General features: G+C 58.4%; 16 protein-coding genes. 4 read left to right on the top strand and 12 right to left on the bottom strand.

Annotated elements, in window-relative coordinates; all coding sequences use genetic code 11:
- Positions 1–98 precede the first annotated feature (98 nt).
- The 6 genes from purB to ABUK12_RS07675 all read right to left on the bottom strand — a co-directional run bounded on the left by purB (position 99) and on the right by ABUK12_RS07675 (position 5,369).
- Positions 99–1,469 carry an adenylosuccinate lyase gene (gene purB / locus ABUK12_RS07700; RefSeq protein ID WP_410015730.1) on the bottom strand — a complete coding sequence of 457 codons (1,371 nt, stop codon included), beginning with the start codon at positions 1,467–1,469 and terminating at the stop codon, positions 99–101.
- Positions 1,470–1,494: 25 nt separating this feature from the next.
- Positions 1,495–2,121 carry a high frequency lysogenization protein HflD gene (gene hflD, locus ABUK12_RS07695; protein ID WP_410015729.1) on the bottom strand — a complete coding sequence of 209 codons (627 nt, stop codon included), beginning with the start codon at positions 2,119–2,121 and terminating at the stop codon, positions 1,495–1,497.
- A gap of 152 nt (positions 2,122–2,273) precedes the next feature.
- Positions 2,274–3,383, bottom strand: coding sequence for a tRNA 2-thiouridine(34) synthase MnmA (gene mnmA, locus ABUK12_RS07690; protein WP_410015728.1), 1,110 nt, complete (start codon positions 3,381–3,383; stop codon positions 2,274–2,276).
- A 121-nt stretch (positions 3,384–3,504) separates the two neighbouring features.
- A complete protein-coding gene (locus ABUK12_RS07685; protein WP_410015727.1) occupies positions 3,505–3,957 on the bottom strand; it encodes an NUDIX domain-containing protein in 453 nt (150 codons plus the stop codon).
- Positions 3,958–4,022: 65 nt separating this feature from the next.
- Positions 4,023–4,625 (bottom strand): 23S rRNA pseudouridine(2457) synthase RluE, encoded by a 603-nt coding sequence (rluE, locus tag ABUK12_RS07680; protein WP_410016579.1) that lies wholly within the window; start codon positions 4,623–4,625, stop codon positions 4,023–4,025.
- Between the two features lie 84 nt (positions 4,626–4,709).
- Entirely contained in the window at positions 4,710–5,369 is a 660-nt protein-coding gene (locus ABUK12_RS07675) for an MgtC/SapB family protein (protein WP_410015726.1), read from the bottom strand.
- A 581-nt stretch (positions 5,370–5,950) separates the two neighbouring features.
- Here ABUK12_RS07675 and ABUK12_RS07670 point away from each other — a divergent pair.
- The gene (locus ABUK12_RS07670; RefSeq protein WP_410015725.1) at positions 5,951–6,220 is read left to right on the top strand and encodes a DUF1471 domain-containing protein; all 270 of its coding nucleotides are present in this window, start codon (positions 5,951–5,953) and stop codon (positions 6,218–6,220) included.
- 134 nt (positions 6,221–6,354) lie between these two features.
- Here ABUK12_RS07670 and ABUK12_RS07665 read toward each other — a convergent pair whose 3' ends face one another.
- Together ABUK12_RS07665 and ABUK12_RS07660 are read right to left on the bottom strand one after the other, a co-directional pair.
- On the bottom strand, positions 6,355–7,476 hold the full coding sequence (locus ABUK12_RS07665; RefSeq protein WP_410015724.1) for a mechanosensitive ion channel family protein: 1,122 nt from the start codon (positions 7,474–7,476) through the stop codon (positions 6,355–6,357).
- 109 nt (positions 7,477–7,585) lie between these two features.
- Positions 7,586–8,035 (bottom strand): DUF4385 domain-containing protein, encoded by a 450-nt coding sequence (locus ABUK12_RS07660; RefSeq protein WP_410015723.1) that lies wholly within the window; start codon positions 8,033–8,035, stop codon positions 7,586–7,588.
- A gap of 183 nt (positions 8,036–8,218) precedes the next feature.
- Between ABUK12_RS07660 and ABUK12_RS07655 the strand changes: the two genes are divergently transcribed.
- From ABUK12_RS07655 to ABUK12_RS07645, 3 genes are all read left to right on the top strand, one after another.
- Positions 8,219–9,010, top strand: coding sequence for an SDR family oxidoreductase (locus ABUK12_RS07655; protein WP_410015722.1), 792 nt, complete (start codon positions 8,219–8,221; stop codon positions 9,008–9,010).
- Positions 9,011–9,149: 139 nt separating this feature from the next.
- A complete protein-coding gene (locus ABUK12_RS07650; protein WP_410015721.1) occupies positions 9,150–10,115 on the top strand; it encodes a 2-hydroxyacid dehydrogenase in 966 nt (321 codons plus the stop codon).
- A 51-nt stretch (positions 10,116–10,166) separates the two neighbouring features.
- On the top strand, positions 10,167–10,712 hold the full coding sequence (locus ABUK12_RS07645) for a GNAT family N-acetyltransferase (RefSeq protein WP_410015720.1): 546 nt from the start codon (positions 10,167–10,169) through the stop codon (positions 10,710–10,712).
- Between the two features lie 9 nt (positions 10,713–10,721).
- Here the strand turns inward: ABUK12_RS07645 and ABUK12_RS07640 are convergent, their stop codons facing one another.
- From ABUK12_RS07640 to argG, 4 genes are all read right to left on the bottom strand, one after another.
- The gene (locus tag ABUK12_RS07640; RefSeq protein WP_410015719.1) at positions 10,722–12,023 is read right to left on the bottom strand and encodes an alpha/beta fold hydrolase; all 1,302 of its coding nucleotides are present in this window, start codon (positions 12,021–12,023) and stop codon (positions 10,722–10,724) included.
- Between the two features lie 58 nt (positions 12,024–12,081).
- The gene (locus ABUK12_RS07635) at positions 12,082–13,362 is read right to left on the bottom strand and encodes an FAD-dependent oxidoreductase (RefSeq protein WP_410015718.1); all 1,281 of its coding nucleotides are present in this window, start codon (positions 13,360–13,362) and stop codon (positions 12,082–12,084) included.
- 101 nt (positions 13,363–13,463) lie between these two features.
- Positions 13,464–14,447: a toxin glutamine deamidase domain-containing protein gene (locus ABUK12_RS07630; protein WP_410015717.1), complete on the bottom strand. Its 984-nt coding sequence runs from the start codon at positions 14,445–14,447 to the stop codon at positions 13,464–13,466.
- Between the two features lie 230 nt (positions 14,448–14,677).
- Positions 14,678–16,015 (bottom strand): argininosuccinate synthase, encoded by a 1,338-nt coding sequence (gene argG, locus ABUK12_RS07625; protein ID WP_410015716.1) that lies wholly within the window; start codon positions 16,013–16,015, stop codon positions 14,678–14,680.
- Positions 16,016–16,248 lie beyond the last annotated feature (233 nt).

The raw sequence follows: 16,248 nt of genomic DNA, 5'->3' as shown, positions 1-16,248 counted from the left end.
ATGGACGTCTTTTGGGAGAGTATCCCAGAGGATGGCTAAACTTATGTTCAACGGAGCTTTAACCGGAGCGTTCGCTAGGGCATTTCACACGCCGGGCATTATTTCAGCTCATCGACCATGGCAACGGCGCGTCCGATATAGTTGGCCGGCGTCAGCGTCTTCAGCCGGGTCTTTTCCTCTTCCGGCAGCGGCAGGCCGTCGATAAAGGCCTGGATGCCGGCGGCGTCAACGCGTTTGCCCCGCGTTAACTCCTTAAGTTTTTCGTAGGGTTTTTCAATGCCATAGCGGCGCATCACCGTTTGGATCGGCTCCGCCAGCACTTCCCAGTTCTGATCCAGCTCCGCCAGCAAACGATCGCCGTTGACTTCAAGTTTGCCGACGCCCTTGAGCGTGGACTGGTAGGCGATTAAGGCATAACCGATGCCGACGCCCAGGTTACGCAGCACCGTGGAGTCGGTCAGGTCGCGCTGCCAGCGTGAAATCGGCAGTTTGCCCGCCAGATGGCCCATGATGGCGTTAGCCATCCCCAGATTACCTTCGGAGTTCTCAAAATCGATCGGATTCACCTTGTGCGGCATGGTGGAAGAGCCGATTTCACCGGCCACGGTGCGCTGTTTAAAGTGGTTCAGGGCAATATAACCCCAGATATCGCGGTCGAAATCAATCAGGATGGTATTAAACCGCGCCATGCAGTCGAACAGTTCGGCTATATAGTCATGAGGCTCGATCTGGGTGGTATAGGGATTCCAGTGAATACCCAGCGAGGTGACGAATTCCTCGCTGAACCGGTGCCAGTCCACCTGCGGATACGCCACGATATGGGCATTGTAGTTGCCCACGGCGCCGTTGATTTTACCGAGGATTTCCACCTGCGACAACTGCCGGTACTGACGCTCCATACGATAAGCCACGTTCGCCATTTCCTTGCCGACCGTGGACGGGGTGGCGGGCTGTCCGTGAGTACGCGACAACAACGGAATATCCCGGTACAAATGCGCCAGCGCCTTGATGCCGTCGATGATTTTACGCCAATAGGGCAGGATCACGTCCCGGCGGGCGGTTTGCAGCATCAGCGCATGCGACAGGTTGTTGATGTCTTCCGACGTGCAGGCGAAATGGATAAATTCGCTGACCGCGTGCAACGCCGGTACCGACGCCACCCGTTCCTTGAGGAAATACTCCACCGCCTTCACATCGTGATTCGTGGTGCGTTCGATGGTTTTGATGCGCGCGGCATCCTGTTCGCTGAAGTTGGCGGCCAAATCATCAAGGTAAGCGATTGCGTGGTCGTCAAATGCCGGGACTTCGCTGATATCGGCGCATGCCGCCAGTTTTTGCAGCCAGCGCACTTCCACCTGGACGCGGAATTTCAGCAAGCCATATTCACTGAAAATAGCGCGCAAGGCGTCGACTTTGTCGCCGTAGCGGCCGTCAACGGGGGAAACGGCGGTCAGTGAGGATAATTCCATCGATTGCGACTCCTGGGATAAGATTTCAACATTGTGCAAGGATTTGCCGGGCCTGTTCAAACAGGCGATTGCGGGCGAACATCAGTTGCAAACGGCCGCCGCCCACCTGTTGCCACAGCACGGCGGAACGAATGCCGGCCAGTAACGCTGCGCGCACCTTGGCCTGTACCTGCAGGTTCTGCAGCATGGCCGGGGCGCCGGTCACCTGGATACGTGGACCCAGCGGGCTGATGACGTCGACATAAATTGACGCCATGGCGCTTATCAGGGTCTCTGACATTAATTCGAAATGAGACAGCTGGCGGTCAAGCTGGCCGATGCGCTTCGCCAGTTCGTCCAGGGCGCCTTTATTGGCATGCAGTTTACGCTCCAGCACCATCAGGCTCAGGGTATAACGCGTTATCTCCGCTCCCACGCCTTCGCGCGAGGCGTTAAGCATGCCCGCCATGGCTTCCAGCCCGGGCTTGAGATTCGCCGGCCGGTCGCCGTATACCCTAAGCGTCGTGGGCGGGTTAAGATCAAGCAGGCTGCGCAGCGAGACTTCGAGCGCGTCGTCGTCGCACACGCCCTTATTGGCCAATTGCCGGACTAATAACGCGCTTTGGCAGATCCCGGCCAATGCCAGCGTAATATCATAATAATTCTTAGCCAAGGTTACTCCTGTACACTTCCCTGATGATGCGGCGGCGTTTAATCACGCATGGGGGCATTCAGCCGCCGGCCGGACTTATCCCGGCGATAAAATGGTTGTCGTGTCTTTGCCGCCGATCATGCCACAAATCGCGTGGTAAACCCAGATCAGGATCACTCCTGCAGCGGCAACCGGGCCTCGATAACGCCGCCGCCCAGGCACAGTTCACCCAGATAGAACACCGCCGACTGTCCGGGCGTGACCGCGGCCACCGGCGCGTCGAACAGCACGTTGATCCGCCCGTCCGCCAGCGGCTCGACCAGGCAGGGCACATCCTGCTGGCGGTAGCGGGTTTTCACCACGCAGCGCAGGGGACCGGCCAGGGGCCGCCTGTCCACCCAGTTCAGTTGCCCGGCGACCAGGCCCACCGACATCAGCCGCGGATGCTCATGGCCTTGGGCCACCACCAGGATGTTATCATCCATCAGCTTGTCCACCACATACCAGGGCTCGTCATTGCCGTCACGGGTGCCGCCGATGCCCAGCCCCTTACGCTGGCCCAGGGTGTGGTACATCAGCCCCTGGTGCTCGCCGACCCGCTGTCCGTCCACGGTCAGGATCGGGCCGGGCTGGGCCGGCAGGTAGCGGCCGAGAAATTCGCGGAACCGGCGCTCGCCGATAAAGCAGATGCCGGTGGAATCTTTCTTGGCCGCGGTGATAAGTCCCAGCTCCGCGGCGATGCGCCTGACCTCCGGCTTGGCCAGTTCGCCCACCGGGAACAGGCACTGCGCCAGCTGGCTGTGGCCGAGGGTATATAAAAAATAACTCTGGTCTTTATTGTCGTCGAGACCGCGCAGCAGCTGGCTTTTACCCGCCTCATCCCGGCGGCGCACATAGTGGCCGGTGGCGATGAAATCAGCGCCCAGGTCCTCGGCGGCGAACTCCAGGAAGGCTTTGAACTTAATTTCTTTATTGCACAGCACATCGGGATTGGGCGTGCGCCCGGCCTTATATTCGGCCAGGAACAGTTCAAACACGTTATCCCAGTATTCGGCGGCGAAGTTCACCGTATGCAGGGGAATGGACAATTTATCGCAGACCGCCTGCGCATCGGCCAGATCGCTTGCCGCGGTACAGTATTCCTCATTGTCGTCCTCCTCCCAGTTTTTCATAAACAGTCCCTCCACCTGATAACCCTGCTGCTGCAACAGGTAGGCGGAAACGGAGGAATCAACACCGCCGGACATACCGACGATCACTTTAAGCTGACTGTTTTCTGACATGGGATTCTCACAAACGGGCGCGCGCGCCTTGATGTCACATTGCGCGCTGATGATACGAGGGGGCGGATTTTACCACGCCAGGCACCCCGCGCGCCACCGCGCCGGGGTGACGGAAAGAGCGTTAGAGCGCGAAGGGCCATTGAAACGCGGCGAGCATCTCCAGCGGATAGCGTTTATCCTGTTGATAGCACAGGATGCTTTGCGCCACCAGCGGCGAGCGCAGCAAATCCGAGGCCAGGATTTCATCCGCCGGCAGCCACAGGCAACGATCGATATCGTCGTCTTGGGGAATGGCGGTCATGCGCTCTGGTAAATCAATGGCGAATAAAAAACGCAGAAACGGTGTCTTATCGGGCGCGATCCATTGATGGATGCGCAGCAGGGCCTGGGGCTGGGCGTGGATGCCCGCTTCCTCGTACAATTCGCGCCGCGCGGCCTGGATGATGGTTTCGTCCGCCTCCAGATGGCCCGCCGGCTGGTTCCAGCGGGGATTGCCATGAATGGTTTCCTCGACGATAAGGAAATGATTTTCCGCCTGGACTACACAGGCAACGGTGACATGCGGCTTGAACATGCGCGCTCCTTAACGCTTGCGGATTGCGGGATGCCCTGGTCGGGCATCCGTGATGGTATTTTTGCTTACAACTGCACTTCACGCCACTCGCCCGGCGCCAGGTCCGCCAGGGTCTGATCCGCCATTTGATAGCGGATAAGCCGCAGGGTAGGGTGGCCGATATGGGCGGTCATGCGCCGGACCTGACGGTTACGGCCTTCATATAAAGTGATTTTAAGCCAGCAGGTAGGGATGGCCTTGCGCTCGCGGATAGGCGGCGTGCGCGCCCAGAGCCAGGCCGGCTCCTTCACGCGCTGCGCGCCGGCGGGCAGCGTGGGGCCATCGCTTAAGGTGACGCCGGTACGCAAAAGTTTTAACGCGGCGTCTTCCGGCTCGCCCTCCACCTGCACGTAATAAATCTTAGCCGTTTTTTCCGCCGGCTGCGTCAGCCGGGTCTTTAATTTGGCGTCGTTGGTCAGGATCATCAGTCCTTCGCTGTCGCGATCCAGGCGCCCGGCGGCGTAGATATCCGGTACCGGGATATAGTGTTTCAGCGTCAGGCGTCCGGCGTCGTCGGTAAACTGCGGCAGGACGTCGTAAGGTTTGTTGAATAAAATGACGCGCCTTGGCCCCCGCATCGGGGCGGGAGGACGGCGCGGACTGAATCGGGAAAGGCTATTATTTTTGATAAAAAGCTCGCCATAAGTGTGCGGTGGAGGGGATTGGCGGCATTATACTGCAAAACGGCCAGAATGCGGTTAGCTTTGGCGGGGCTAGCGAATGTCAATCTTATGCATCCCCTCAACGCCCAGCAACTGGCGATAGACTTCCACCGGTTTATAGCGGGTGCGCATCATGACTTCCAGCGTCATTTTGCAGTCTTTGGCGTCGTTCTCGTTACGTACTACCGACGACCGCACCACACGGATATGCAGTTTTCTCAAGGCCTGCATGGCGAGTTCAATGCTGGCGGGGGACAGCGACAGCATGATCATATAGCGCCGCCCGATAAGTCGGTTGCTTAATTGGCGAATGCCCTCGAGCACCAACAGCGTCATCAGGGTGCCGAAAATGCCGATGGCGTACATGCCGCTGCCGACAATCAGTCCGATGGCGGCGGTGACCCATAGCCCGGCCGCCGTGGTCAGGCCGCGGACGAACTGCTTATTGAGCATAATGGTGCCGGCGCCGAGAAATCCGATGCCGCTCACCACCTGGGCGGAGATCCGGCTAGGGTCGAGGGTGATATTATGGCTGTCCGCCAGAAGGTCGGCAAAACCGTATTTGGAGACAATCATAAACATCGCGCTGCCGATACATACCAAGATATGGGTACGCAACCCCGCCTCCTTGGCCCGAAGCTGGCGTTCCACCCCGATCAATGCGCCTAACCCGCCGGCCAGGGCGATACGCAGCAATAATTCGGTATCCATGTTATCTCCTTAAACATTGATATTGCACACCCGTCAATTTTATGCGGATACAGGCTAAGTATCGGATTTACCGGCGGGTTCATCAATAAAGGAATATGTTGAAATTTGTTACCAAACCGCTTGCGGCGGTCAGGGGCGTTCTCGGCGGGAAATGGGACACGGCCTTGTCATTAATATAATGCCGATTATAAATACCATTGTAATATTCAAACCATCTGTGAGCCAATGTATCTTATTAAGGTAAATATTTGTCAACGCTGTATAACGCTGACATGAACCCTTCTCGGTGAGAATGGGCATAGATTTAAAATATGATGATTTTCAATAGTAAAAAAAGGAGAGGCCCGCTTGGCTGTAAATTCAAGGGGAAAAGGAGACGTATAAACTTTGTTAATATATGGCCACCGTTAAATTAAGTTACATTCACCCGATATCAGTGGACGCCGTCCTCGCCTACTCTTATTTTTACCGCTATACCGTTCTGGTGTAACGCTGTTATTACCAAGCCTCGATGATCGCACCGCGCCGGCACCAGAAAACGGCGCGGGGGCCGATGATCCCGTCTCACTGAGGACCTGATTATGAAACTATTACCCTATCTATTTACCGCCATCGTCGCCGGTATCTCTTTTTCCAGTCAGGCTGCGCAGGAAATCAACCAGCAGCAGGCGGCCGGGCATCAAAGCATCGGCACGGTGTCAGTGTCCGGGCTGGCCGGTTCCACCGACGACGCGGTGCACGCGCTGCGGCAAAAGGCCAGGGAGGAAAATGCCCCTTACTACCGTATTATCGGCGTGGATAACCCGGGTGATTCCAGCACGTGGTCGGGCGATGCCGAATTGTATCGCTGAATATTTCGTGACGACGCGCCCCGCGCCTGCGCGGGGATACGCGCCGGTGATCCCGGCCGGTAGACCCGCGGCAGCGTGGCTGTCCCCGGCCGGCATTATCAACACGCTTCCTGTCTTTTATATCCCGGCGTGATTTACTGCGGCGCCGCCGTCTTTTCCTGCAATCCTGGCTCCAGTACCTTTATCTGCGGGAATTCCCTTTCGGTAAATAAAATATTTTGCGTGGGTATCGCCAGCTTGATATCCATTTTTGCCAGTTCCTCCATCAGGCGAATATTGATTTCCTGCTGGATATCCATGTATTTATTATAATCGGCGCTGGCGACGATATGCACCACTTCATAGGTCAGGCGGAAATTATCGAATGACAGGAAATGCGCGCGGTCAAAACGGGTTTCCTCAATCTCTTCGATAATGCGTTTAATCATCGGCCCCACCAGGCGCAGCTTATCCGGGGGCGTGGAATAGGCCAGGCCGAAGGTGAACACGATGCGGCGTGTCTGCATGCGCTTATAGTTATGGATGGTCTGCTGCAGCAGTATGGCGTTGGCGCAGACAATCTGTTCGCCGCTCAGGCTGCGGATACGGGTGGTTTTCAGCCCGATATGCTCGATGGTGCCGGCGATATCATTGAACACCACGAAGTCGCCGATAACAAAGGGCTTGTCAAAACCGATGGCCAGCGAGGCGAACACATCGCTCAGCACGGTCTGGATCGCCAGCGCAATGGCGATGCCGCCGACGCCGAGGCTTGCCACCAGCGCGGTGATATTGACGCCCACATTGCCGAGGATGGACAGCAGCATCAGCGCCCATATCAACAAACGAATCATTACCCCCAGGATCACCATGGTCACGGTATTGCGCACCGCGCCGGGCTGATTGACCACCTTTTGCGACCAGACATGGGCGGCGCTGTCCAGCCACAGGGCAATCTGGATGGCGAATACCAGGAACCAGCCGTGCGCCAGGGCGCTGTGCCATGTGCCGGGCAGCTCGATAAAACGCATGCTGATCAAAAACGCGGTGCACAGAATCAGCAACCGCTTGGTGTTGTCCAGCATCTCAACCGCAATTTGGTACAAGGCGCTGTGCCGCCCGGTGCTCCACTGCTTCACCCGGCGACCCACCAGTTGGATCGTGCGCGAGATAATCCAGTGGATGATCAGGGTGGCGGCGATAATAATGGCGATGTTCAGCCAAAAATCGCCGGAGGTGATAAGGCGGAAAAAATTCAGGTTCCTCAACATCTCCATTCGGTGTCTCCCAAGTTGACCATCAAAAATACAAACCCATTATAAAAATTATAGTGATGACAAAGTGGCACATCATCAGCGAGGCGGCAAATGGGGGCTGTGCACGCGGTCAGCCGTACAACCGCTGATGATGTTTTTTGCGTTGCTGGTAATCCTCATCCGCGCGCAGCAGATCCCAATAGTGTTTAAATACCGCGGCGGCATCGGCTTTTTGCCTGTCAACGATGTAAGGCAGCACGGTACCGTCGGCGGCGTATTTTTTGCCGCCCTGATGATTGGCGTAACGCCGGGCGCGGGTATAGCCCATCTGGATAAATTTGCGCGCCATATCCATGCCGACAAAATCATCCTGGCGGCGGTATTGCTCGAAAAGAGCATGGATTTTTTCCGCCGATGTTCTGGCGATAGCGGCGTTTTTAAAACGCCAGTGCGGCAGAATCTCGCTTTTATAAGGCTCGACCAGCAGTACGCCCTGCTCGCCGCGGCCTACCTGATACCGTTCGGGATGGCGGCGGAAATCCGTATTGGCAAAATCCTGTTGGTAATTAAAGGGGCACATAACGTAGTACGATTTCTGAGGTTTTTCTAAGGATAGCCAAAGGGTAAAAAAATGTCTCTCCAGCCGCCGCCCAGACGTCCCGCCGCGTTCCGGAAGATTCCGGCTGAAAGGCTATACTTTTGAAACCGACAATTGTCCTGAAACGATAAAGATATTCGCGTCGGTTTATCAGAGGAGAGCACCATGACTCAGTCTGCAAGCAACGTCGCCGTGGTCACGGCATCGGACTCGGGGATCGGCAAAGCCTGTGCCATCGCCTTGGCAAAACAGGGTTTTGATATCGGCATTACCTGGCATTCAGACCAGCGTGGGGCTGAGGATACCGCCGGTGAAGTGTTAAAACTTGGCCGCAAGGCCCAGGTATTGCAGCTGGATCTGACCCAGTTGCCCGCCGCGGCGGAGGTTATTGACCAGTTCAGCCGGTCTTTCGGCCGTCTTGATATGCTGGTAAATAATGCCGGGGCCAGCGCCGGTGCGCCGTTTCTGGATTTGTCCTACGAAGATTGGCGCTCGACGTTCTCCATTGTGCTGGACGGCGCTTTTCTTTGCGCGCAGCGCGCCGCAAGACACATGGTCAAACAAGGGCAGGGCGGGCGGATAGTCAATATCACGTCGGTTCATGAACATACCCCATTGCCCGCGGCCGTCGCCTATACGGCGGCAAAGCACGGGCTTGGCGGCCTGGCCAAATCCATGGCGCTGGAATTATCTCCCTACGGCATACTGGTCAACTCGGTGGCGCCCGGCATGATAGCCACGCCAATCAATGATATGCGCGAAGAGGATGCCTGGACCGCCAAAGAGCCCGGCATCCCTTTGGGACGCCCGGGCCATGTCGATGAAATAGCCTCGATGGTTGCCTGGCTGGGGTCCGAGGGCGCCGCCTATACCACCGGACAATCGTTTATTATCGATGGCGGCTTTATGCTGGTGAATCCCCAGTTCAAGGCGCAAAAAGCGCAGGCAGGGAAATAAGCGCCGGTACACCCTAAAGGTGCGTTCAGGAAACGGCATCGGCCTGAAGAAGTCAGGCGCTATTTAAGAGCATGGCTACTTTTATGCGTCATCTATCTCATGTATGGTTATAAATATGCTTCGTTTTCTCCTGTGACCTATGCCTATTTCGTTATTGCTGCATGTCGATATCCCCGCCGCGTTCCGTCCCGCCTTCGAGCGGGCCGGTTTCCGCCTGTGTCCCGCGTTGCGCGAGAACGAGCATAGTCCGATCCTGCCGGCTGAGGGCAGCATAGACCCCGCCAGGGTGGAGGCCGTGCTGACTATCGGCTCCATCGGCCTGAGTGCGGCGCATATCGCCGCGTTGCCTAACCTGCGGCTGATTTGCTGTCAGGGGGTGGGATTTGAAAAGATCGATCTGGACGCCGCGCGGGCGCGCGGCATTATGGTCACCAACGGCGCCGGCACCAACGACACCGCCGTCGCCGACCACGCGGTGGCGCTGCTGGCGGCGATAGTGCGCAATATCCCCGACCTTGATCGCGCGGTCCATCGCGGGGAATGGCAGCAGGCGCGGCGAACCCGGCCGCAGTTGACCGGGCGGCGCGTGGGGATCTTGGGTCTGGGCAATATCGGCCTTAAAATCGCCCAACGCTGCGCCATGGGGTTTGATATGGACGTGGCCTACCATAGCCGCACACCGCGCGCCGACAGCGATTACCGCTATTGCGACAGTCTGGACGCGCTGGCGCGCTGGGCGGATTTCCTGGTGGTATGCACGCCGGGAGGCGCGGCGACCCGGCATTTGATCAATGCCCAGGCGCTTACGGCGCTGGGTGCGGACGGTTTTTTGGTCAATGTGTCCCGCGGCAGCGTGGTGGATACCGGGGCGCTGATCGCGTGCCTGCGCCGCCGCGCCATCGCCGGCGCCGCGCTGGATGTGCTGGAGGGTGAGCCGGAGGTGCCCGCCGCGCTGCTGGCATTGGACAATATTATCCTGACGCCCCATGTGGCCGCGCGCTCGCCGGAGGCGCTGGACGCCATGTTTGAACGGGCGTTGGAGAATTTAACCCGCTTTTTCGCCGGCCGGCCGGTGTTGACGCCGGTGCCGGGCATGGCGATATAATCTTTCAGGCTCAAGACGCTCAACGTCTTTTTGTCATAATAAGGAACCGGCATGCTGGATTACCGTGAACTTATCAGTCCTCCCTCGCTCATGCTCGCGTTACAACAGGAAAGCGACGCGCAGGCCCTTTTTGACCTGGTGCATGCCGAGCGTCAACGGCTGGGCCGCCATTTGTCCTGGCCGCCGCTGATTAATAACGTCGGCGATACCCTGGCCAATATCCGCCATAACCGCGCCGATTTCGCCGCCGGCCGTTCGGCTGTGTATGTGGTGCGCTGGGACGGGGATATCGCCGGCATCCTCTCCTTTAACACTATTAATGATAAACAGGCGGAAATCGGGTATTGGCTGGCCGCGCGCTTTGAAGGCAGGGGCGTGATGTCGCGGGCCGTTAAGGCATTGATGTCCTGGTATGGCGAAACGGGCAAGCTGGACACTTTTATCATCCGCTGCGGGGTGGCAAACCGCCCCAGCAACCGGCTGGCCCAGCGGCTGGGGTTTGAATTCGATTATTGCCAGGTGCGGGCGGAAAAAATCGGCGATCGCTATGTCGATCATAATGTCTATTGCCTGCAGTATCGACCAGGCCAGGACTAGCGGTCCGCTTTAGCGGATGGCCCCGCCGCGCAGGCGGATATCCTCCATGAGCCGGGTTAGCACCGACGCCGACTGGCGCAGGCCGTCGTGCTGGTATTCATTGGTCACCCAGGCCTGCAGGTTGCCGACCCTGGCGGCGGTATCCAGCGATAGCCCGGCATCGACAAACATATCGTCGTGATAGATAGCCGCGGCCACCGGCACCTCGTTGGCCGCCAGCCGCAGCGGGTCGTAAAGGGGCGGATAGCCGCCGCGTTCGGCCAGTATCCCGGCCACCTCGCGGAAGGGGCGCAGCGATCGGATCTCTTCGAACATCCAGGGATACATCATTTCACCGGTGAACAGCAGCGGGCGGCGCTGCGGGGAAAATTCGGGAAACGACGCCCGGATGCGCTCCGCGCTCCAGCGGCTGGCCTGTTCGCCTTGGCCGTAGATAATTTCCTGCAGCACGGCGTAGAGCGGGTTACCGTCATAGGAGGTCAGCGCCATGACCGCGGCGAGGAAATGGTCGGATAAGCGCGTTTCCTCCACGTCGCTGAAGGCCTCCTCCACCAGCCAATGAATATTTTCAAACCCCGGCGCCAGGCCGAAATCGTTGCCCAGGGTTTGCAGGCGGCGCACGCTCAGGCGATCGCCGTCCGGCAGGTGGATATCCTGCGCCGCGATAGCGTCCGCCAGCCGGGCGATGCGCGCACCATCATCCGGGTAGCGCCGGTAGTACTTCTCATTTTTTGCGGCGACCCGGGGATAGGTGCGGCGATAGACTTCATCCGCATCGGCGTCCAGCCCGGCCAGGCCGCCGGTAATATAGCAGGCCGCCAGGCCTTGCGGCGCCATGGAGAGGTAGCTTAAGGCGATAAAACCGCCATAGCTTTGTCCGAGGATTTCCCAGCGGCCGCCGCCGAATACGTGGTCGCGCAGGTATTCGTAGTCGCGCACGATACTGTCGGCGCGAAACAGCCAGAGATAATCCGCGGCGGCGCCGGCATGCGCAAACGCGGCCAGGGTGGCGGTTTCCACCCGCGTGCTGCGGCCGGTGCCGCGCTGGTCGACCAGGATCACGCGGTGGGTTTTCAGCGCCTGCGCAAGCCATACCGGCCCGCCGGCGGACGGGCGCGGCCCTTTGCCGCCGGGGCCGCCCTGGATATAGGCCAGCCTGGGTAAATCAGCGTCGCGCTGCATCGGATCAACCACTTCACGGGCGAACACCTTGATGGTGCGGCCGTCGTCGGGATGCGCCCAGTCCAGCGGCACCGTGACCAGGCGATCGCGGATCAGCATGCCGGGAATAATGAATTCGGACAAAATCAATGTCGTCTCCTTGTGGAATAAATGACCGGATAACGGCCGGGCGGGTGCCTGCCGGTGTCTACCGGGGGGATCCGGGCGTCGCCGACGGCAAGGGCCGGGGGAGCTCGCGGCGAAAACCCAGGCCGATAATGCGCCCGGCGATCGCCGGCACCCAGGGCTGACGCCGCATCCAGCCGCCGATGGCGGATGGTTTGCGCGCGGGATCCCGCGGCCGGCTGTTTTTGCCGGTGAGCATAATCTGCAGCGATTGTAACGCCCAGGTGGGAAAACGCCTGCGCCGCTGCACCTTATTTAACTGACGCAGGGTGACCCGGCCCCGCGACAGCGGAAAGCTGAGAAGGTTGGCCGTCGCCACGGCATCCTGGATGGCCAGATTGACGCCGACGCCGCCGATGGGCGACATGGCATGGGCGGCATCGCCGATGCACAAGACCCCCGGCGCGGCCCAGCGCTGCAGACGATCGATGCGTATCACCAGCAGTTTAAGCTGCGACCAGTCGGCGACGGCGCCGGCCAGGCGGTCATAACCGAACGGCGCGACCTCCGCCACCCGCCGCAGCAGGGCCGCCAGTCCTTCCCCGCGCAGGGTGTCAAAACTGCCTTTGGCGATGCTATAGCCGCACTGCCAGTAGTCGCCGCGATCGAGCATGATAAAATTATTTTTCGGGCCGCCGTGGCCGCTGGCCTGTTGCGTGTCGTCGGCCTGCTTGGGCAGTCGCAGCCATATCACGTCGCGCGGCGCGCCGAATTCACGTACCGGCAGGCCGGCGGCGGCGCGCACCATGGATTGCCGTCCGTCGCCGCCCACCACCAGGGCGGCATGGATACGCAGCGTGATACCGTCCGGCCCGGTCGCCAGCACGCCGCGCACTTGCCCGCCGGCATTAAGCAGTTCCCGCGCCGTGGTGGCGCGCAGCAGCGTAAAGCACGGCAGAGTCTCGGCGCGCTGCGCCAGGAAATTAAGAAATTCCCACTGCGGCATAAACGCCATAAATTTACACGGGGTCGGCAGGCGGGAAAAGTCCGCCAGGGTCACGGTCTCGCCGTGGAATTCGCCGCGCAGTTTCTCCACCCGCTGGTGCGGCAGCGCCAGGAAGTCCGTCAGCAGACCGAGATGATGCAATATCTCAAGCGTCGAAGGATGAATGGTGTCGCCGCGGAAATCGCGCAGGAAATCAACATGTTTTTCCAGCACCGTGACGGCGACGCCGGCCCTGGCCAGCAGGTAGCCCAGCATCAGGCCGGCCGGCCCGCCGCCGACGATACAGCAGCCGGTATGGATATCCGGCCGGGGCGTGTCGCCGGTGGACAGGTCGGGACGGGAAGGATTCACAGCCATAATAGGTGCCGCGGCAATAAAATGATGATAATTGATAATACGTATCAATTATCATCTTGCAAGTGAATCAGCGCCAGAACGGGCCGGCGCCAGGATGCGGCTTACCGTTTTGCGGATAGGGGGAAGCCGATATCGGCCAGGGTAATAGCGCCCTCGTCGGCCGACATCGGGCCGATAAACCGCAGCAGCTTCTGATATTTGGTGCCCTGATCAAGGGTGCCATCGAGGAGGATGTGAATTTTTTTCTGCGCGTCAATCAGATGGAGGGTATCGCCGGCTTTGACAATATTGACGGCGTGCCCGTCCACCGAGCTGAACAGCTTGTACCAGGACGGTCTCCTCAAGGCCACTACCGCATTAATATCGCCGCAATTCTTGAGTTTATCGGCTAACTGCGCGACCGAGTCGTATCGCGTCATGGCGACGTCCTGGCAGGTTTCAAACGTATTGAGGCTACCGCCGCGCATATCGGGTATGGCACCGTGTAATGTGCCCGTTTTAAACGTGTCGGCCACCGCGGTGGCGCATGACACGCAATTGGTTTGACCCACGCCATGAAACCCCAGCCAGGAGGCGACGGTGGCCAGCGGCCTTAACCAAAACGGCGGTCTGCCGCGATGGTTAACCTCCGTGAGCAGCGTATCTTGGATATAGGTTTCGAGACGGATGTTATAAATGGCATTTTTCCCCGAAGATTGTCGAAACTCTGGCGGTTGAAGGCCACCCGGCAGCTCGGTATTGCGGCAGAGTGCTTTAACGGGAGACGTGTCGCCCGCGCCTGGCGCCGGAACGTCAAAAATGCAAAATTCATCCTCTTCGTTGCTCGTGTCAGGGCCGGGGAGGGGCGCCGCTTCATTCAGCCCTTGCTGCACGATGGCCTTTGACCAAACCGCGGCGTGCTTCGACCCCGGATTATCCACAGAATGTGATGTGCTATCGAGAATTTCTTTATTAAGTGAAGTGGTGCCGCCGTTATTGATAGCGGTGATTTTGTTGGTTAAGGAAGTCCCATTATTACCATTGATGGAAGAAAGGGCATTATCCGTTGGCAGGTAATTTGTAGCGTTCTCGTTTTCAATAAGCATGGTAACTATTTCTGCAAAGTAATAAACCATGCCTTTAATACGCTAAAAATAACGCGGAGTAAAATAAATCGGGTTTTATGGAAATTGAATTTACTGTAGCTATATTGTTAGGGTAAATAAATTAAATACAAAATGAACGATATTTGACGTGGATTATTAACGGTGGCAGGCGGTGCGGCTGATAACCCACGCTGATAATACAGCGCCGGTTATCAGAAAATATCATACTATTATTTGCCGGTCTTATCCTGCAGCTGCGGCAGGCCGCTGTTGTCGCTGGCGGACAGCAGGCCGGTGCTCATATAGTTGATCAGCTTTTCGCGGGTATCGGCGATATCCAGGTTGCGCATGGTCAACTGGCCGATACGGTCTTCCGGCGAGAAGACGGAATCGCCTTTTTCCATGGTCAGGCGCTCCGGCATATAAGTCAGGTTATCCGATACGGTATTAAGAATGGAATAATCGTTGCCGCGGCGCAGTTCCAGCGTGACTTCGCCGGTGATCTCGCTGGCGATCCAGCGCTGCGACGAGTCGCGCAGCATCAGCGCCTGGGAATCGAACCAGCGGCCCTGGTAAAGCAGGCGGCCGAGCTGGCGTCCGTTGGCGTGATATTGCGCGATGGTATCCTCATTATGGATGCCGGTCACCAGGCGTTCGTAGGCGATATGCAGCAGCGCCATGCCGGGGGCCTCATAGATGCCGCGGCTCTTGGCTTCGATAATGCGGTTTTCAATTTGGTCGCTCATGCCCAGACCGTGGCGGCCGCCCACCCGATTGGCCTCCAGCATCAGCTCAACCTGATCGCTGAAGACGACGCCGTTAATCGCCACCGGCAGGCCGCGCTCAAAGCGCAGCGTCACTTCTTCCGCCGTGACCCGCACGCTTTCGTCCCAGAATTTGACGCCCATGATCGGATTGACGATTTTTACGCTGGAATTAAGAAACTCCAGTTCCTTGGCTTCATGGGTGGCGCCAAGGATGTTGGAATCGGTGGAGTAGGCTTTTTCCGCCGACATTTTATAATCGAACCCGGCCTGGGCCATAAATTCCGACATTTCATGGCGCCCGCCCAGCTCATCGATAAAGTCGGTGTCCAGCCAGGGTTTATAGATTTTCAGCTCGGCATTGGTCAGTAAACCATAACGATAGAAGCGCTCGATATCGTTGCCTTTGTAGGTGCTGCCGTCGCCCCAGATATTGACCCCGTCTTCCTTCATGGCGGCCACCAGCATGGTGCCGGTGACGGCGCGGCCCAGCGGCGTGGTGTTAAAGTAGGTGACGCCGGCGGTGCTGTTATGAAAGGCGCCGCACTGCAGCGCGGCGATGCCCTCCGCCACCAGTTGCCGGCGGCAATCGATAAGGCGGGCCTTTTCCGCGCCGTAGGCCAGCGCCTTGCGCGGGATGGCGTCGTAATCGTCCTCGTCCGGCTGGCCCAGATTGGCGGTGTAGGCATAAGGGACCGCCCCTTTCTGGCGCATCCACAGCAGCGCGGCGCTGGTATCCAGGCCCCCGGAGAAGGCGATACCTACGCGTTGGTTGACCGGAAGGTGCCTGAGAATCGTTTCCATTAATTAAGCCCTATAAGAAAAGTACAGCAAAATGTGCCATCGCCCGTCATCGCGTCACCCCTGGGATCCTCAATGCGAGCCAATCCTTTTTGCCATCAGATGATACCTTCATCTTAAGGAAACTGAAGCGTAAACGCTACCCTGCAATGCATTGCCCGCGCGCCGGCGGCGATGCGCCGGTTTTTATCCCGACGGCCCGCTGCCGGTAGGGGGCGCTTGGCAATAGAACCTTG

It is taken from the genome of Sodalis sp. C49 (assembly GCF_046352915.1).
GTDB lineage: Bacteria > Pseudomonadota > Gammaproteobacteria > Enterobacterales > Enterobacteriaceae > Acerihabitans.
The sequence above is the reverse complement of the archived record's forward strand: the minus strand, read 5'-3'. Positions and strand labels throughout refer to the sequence as shown.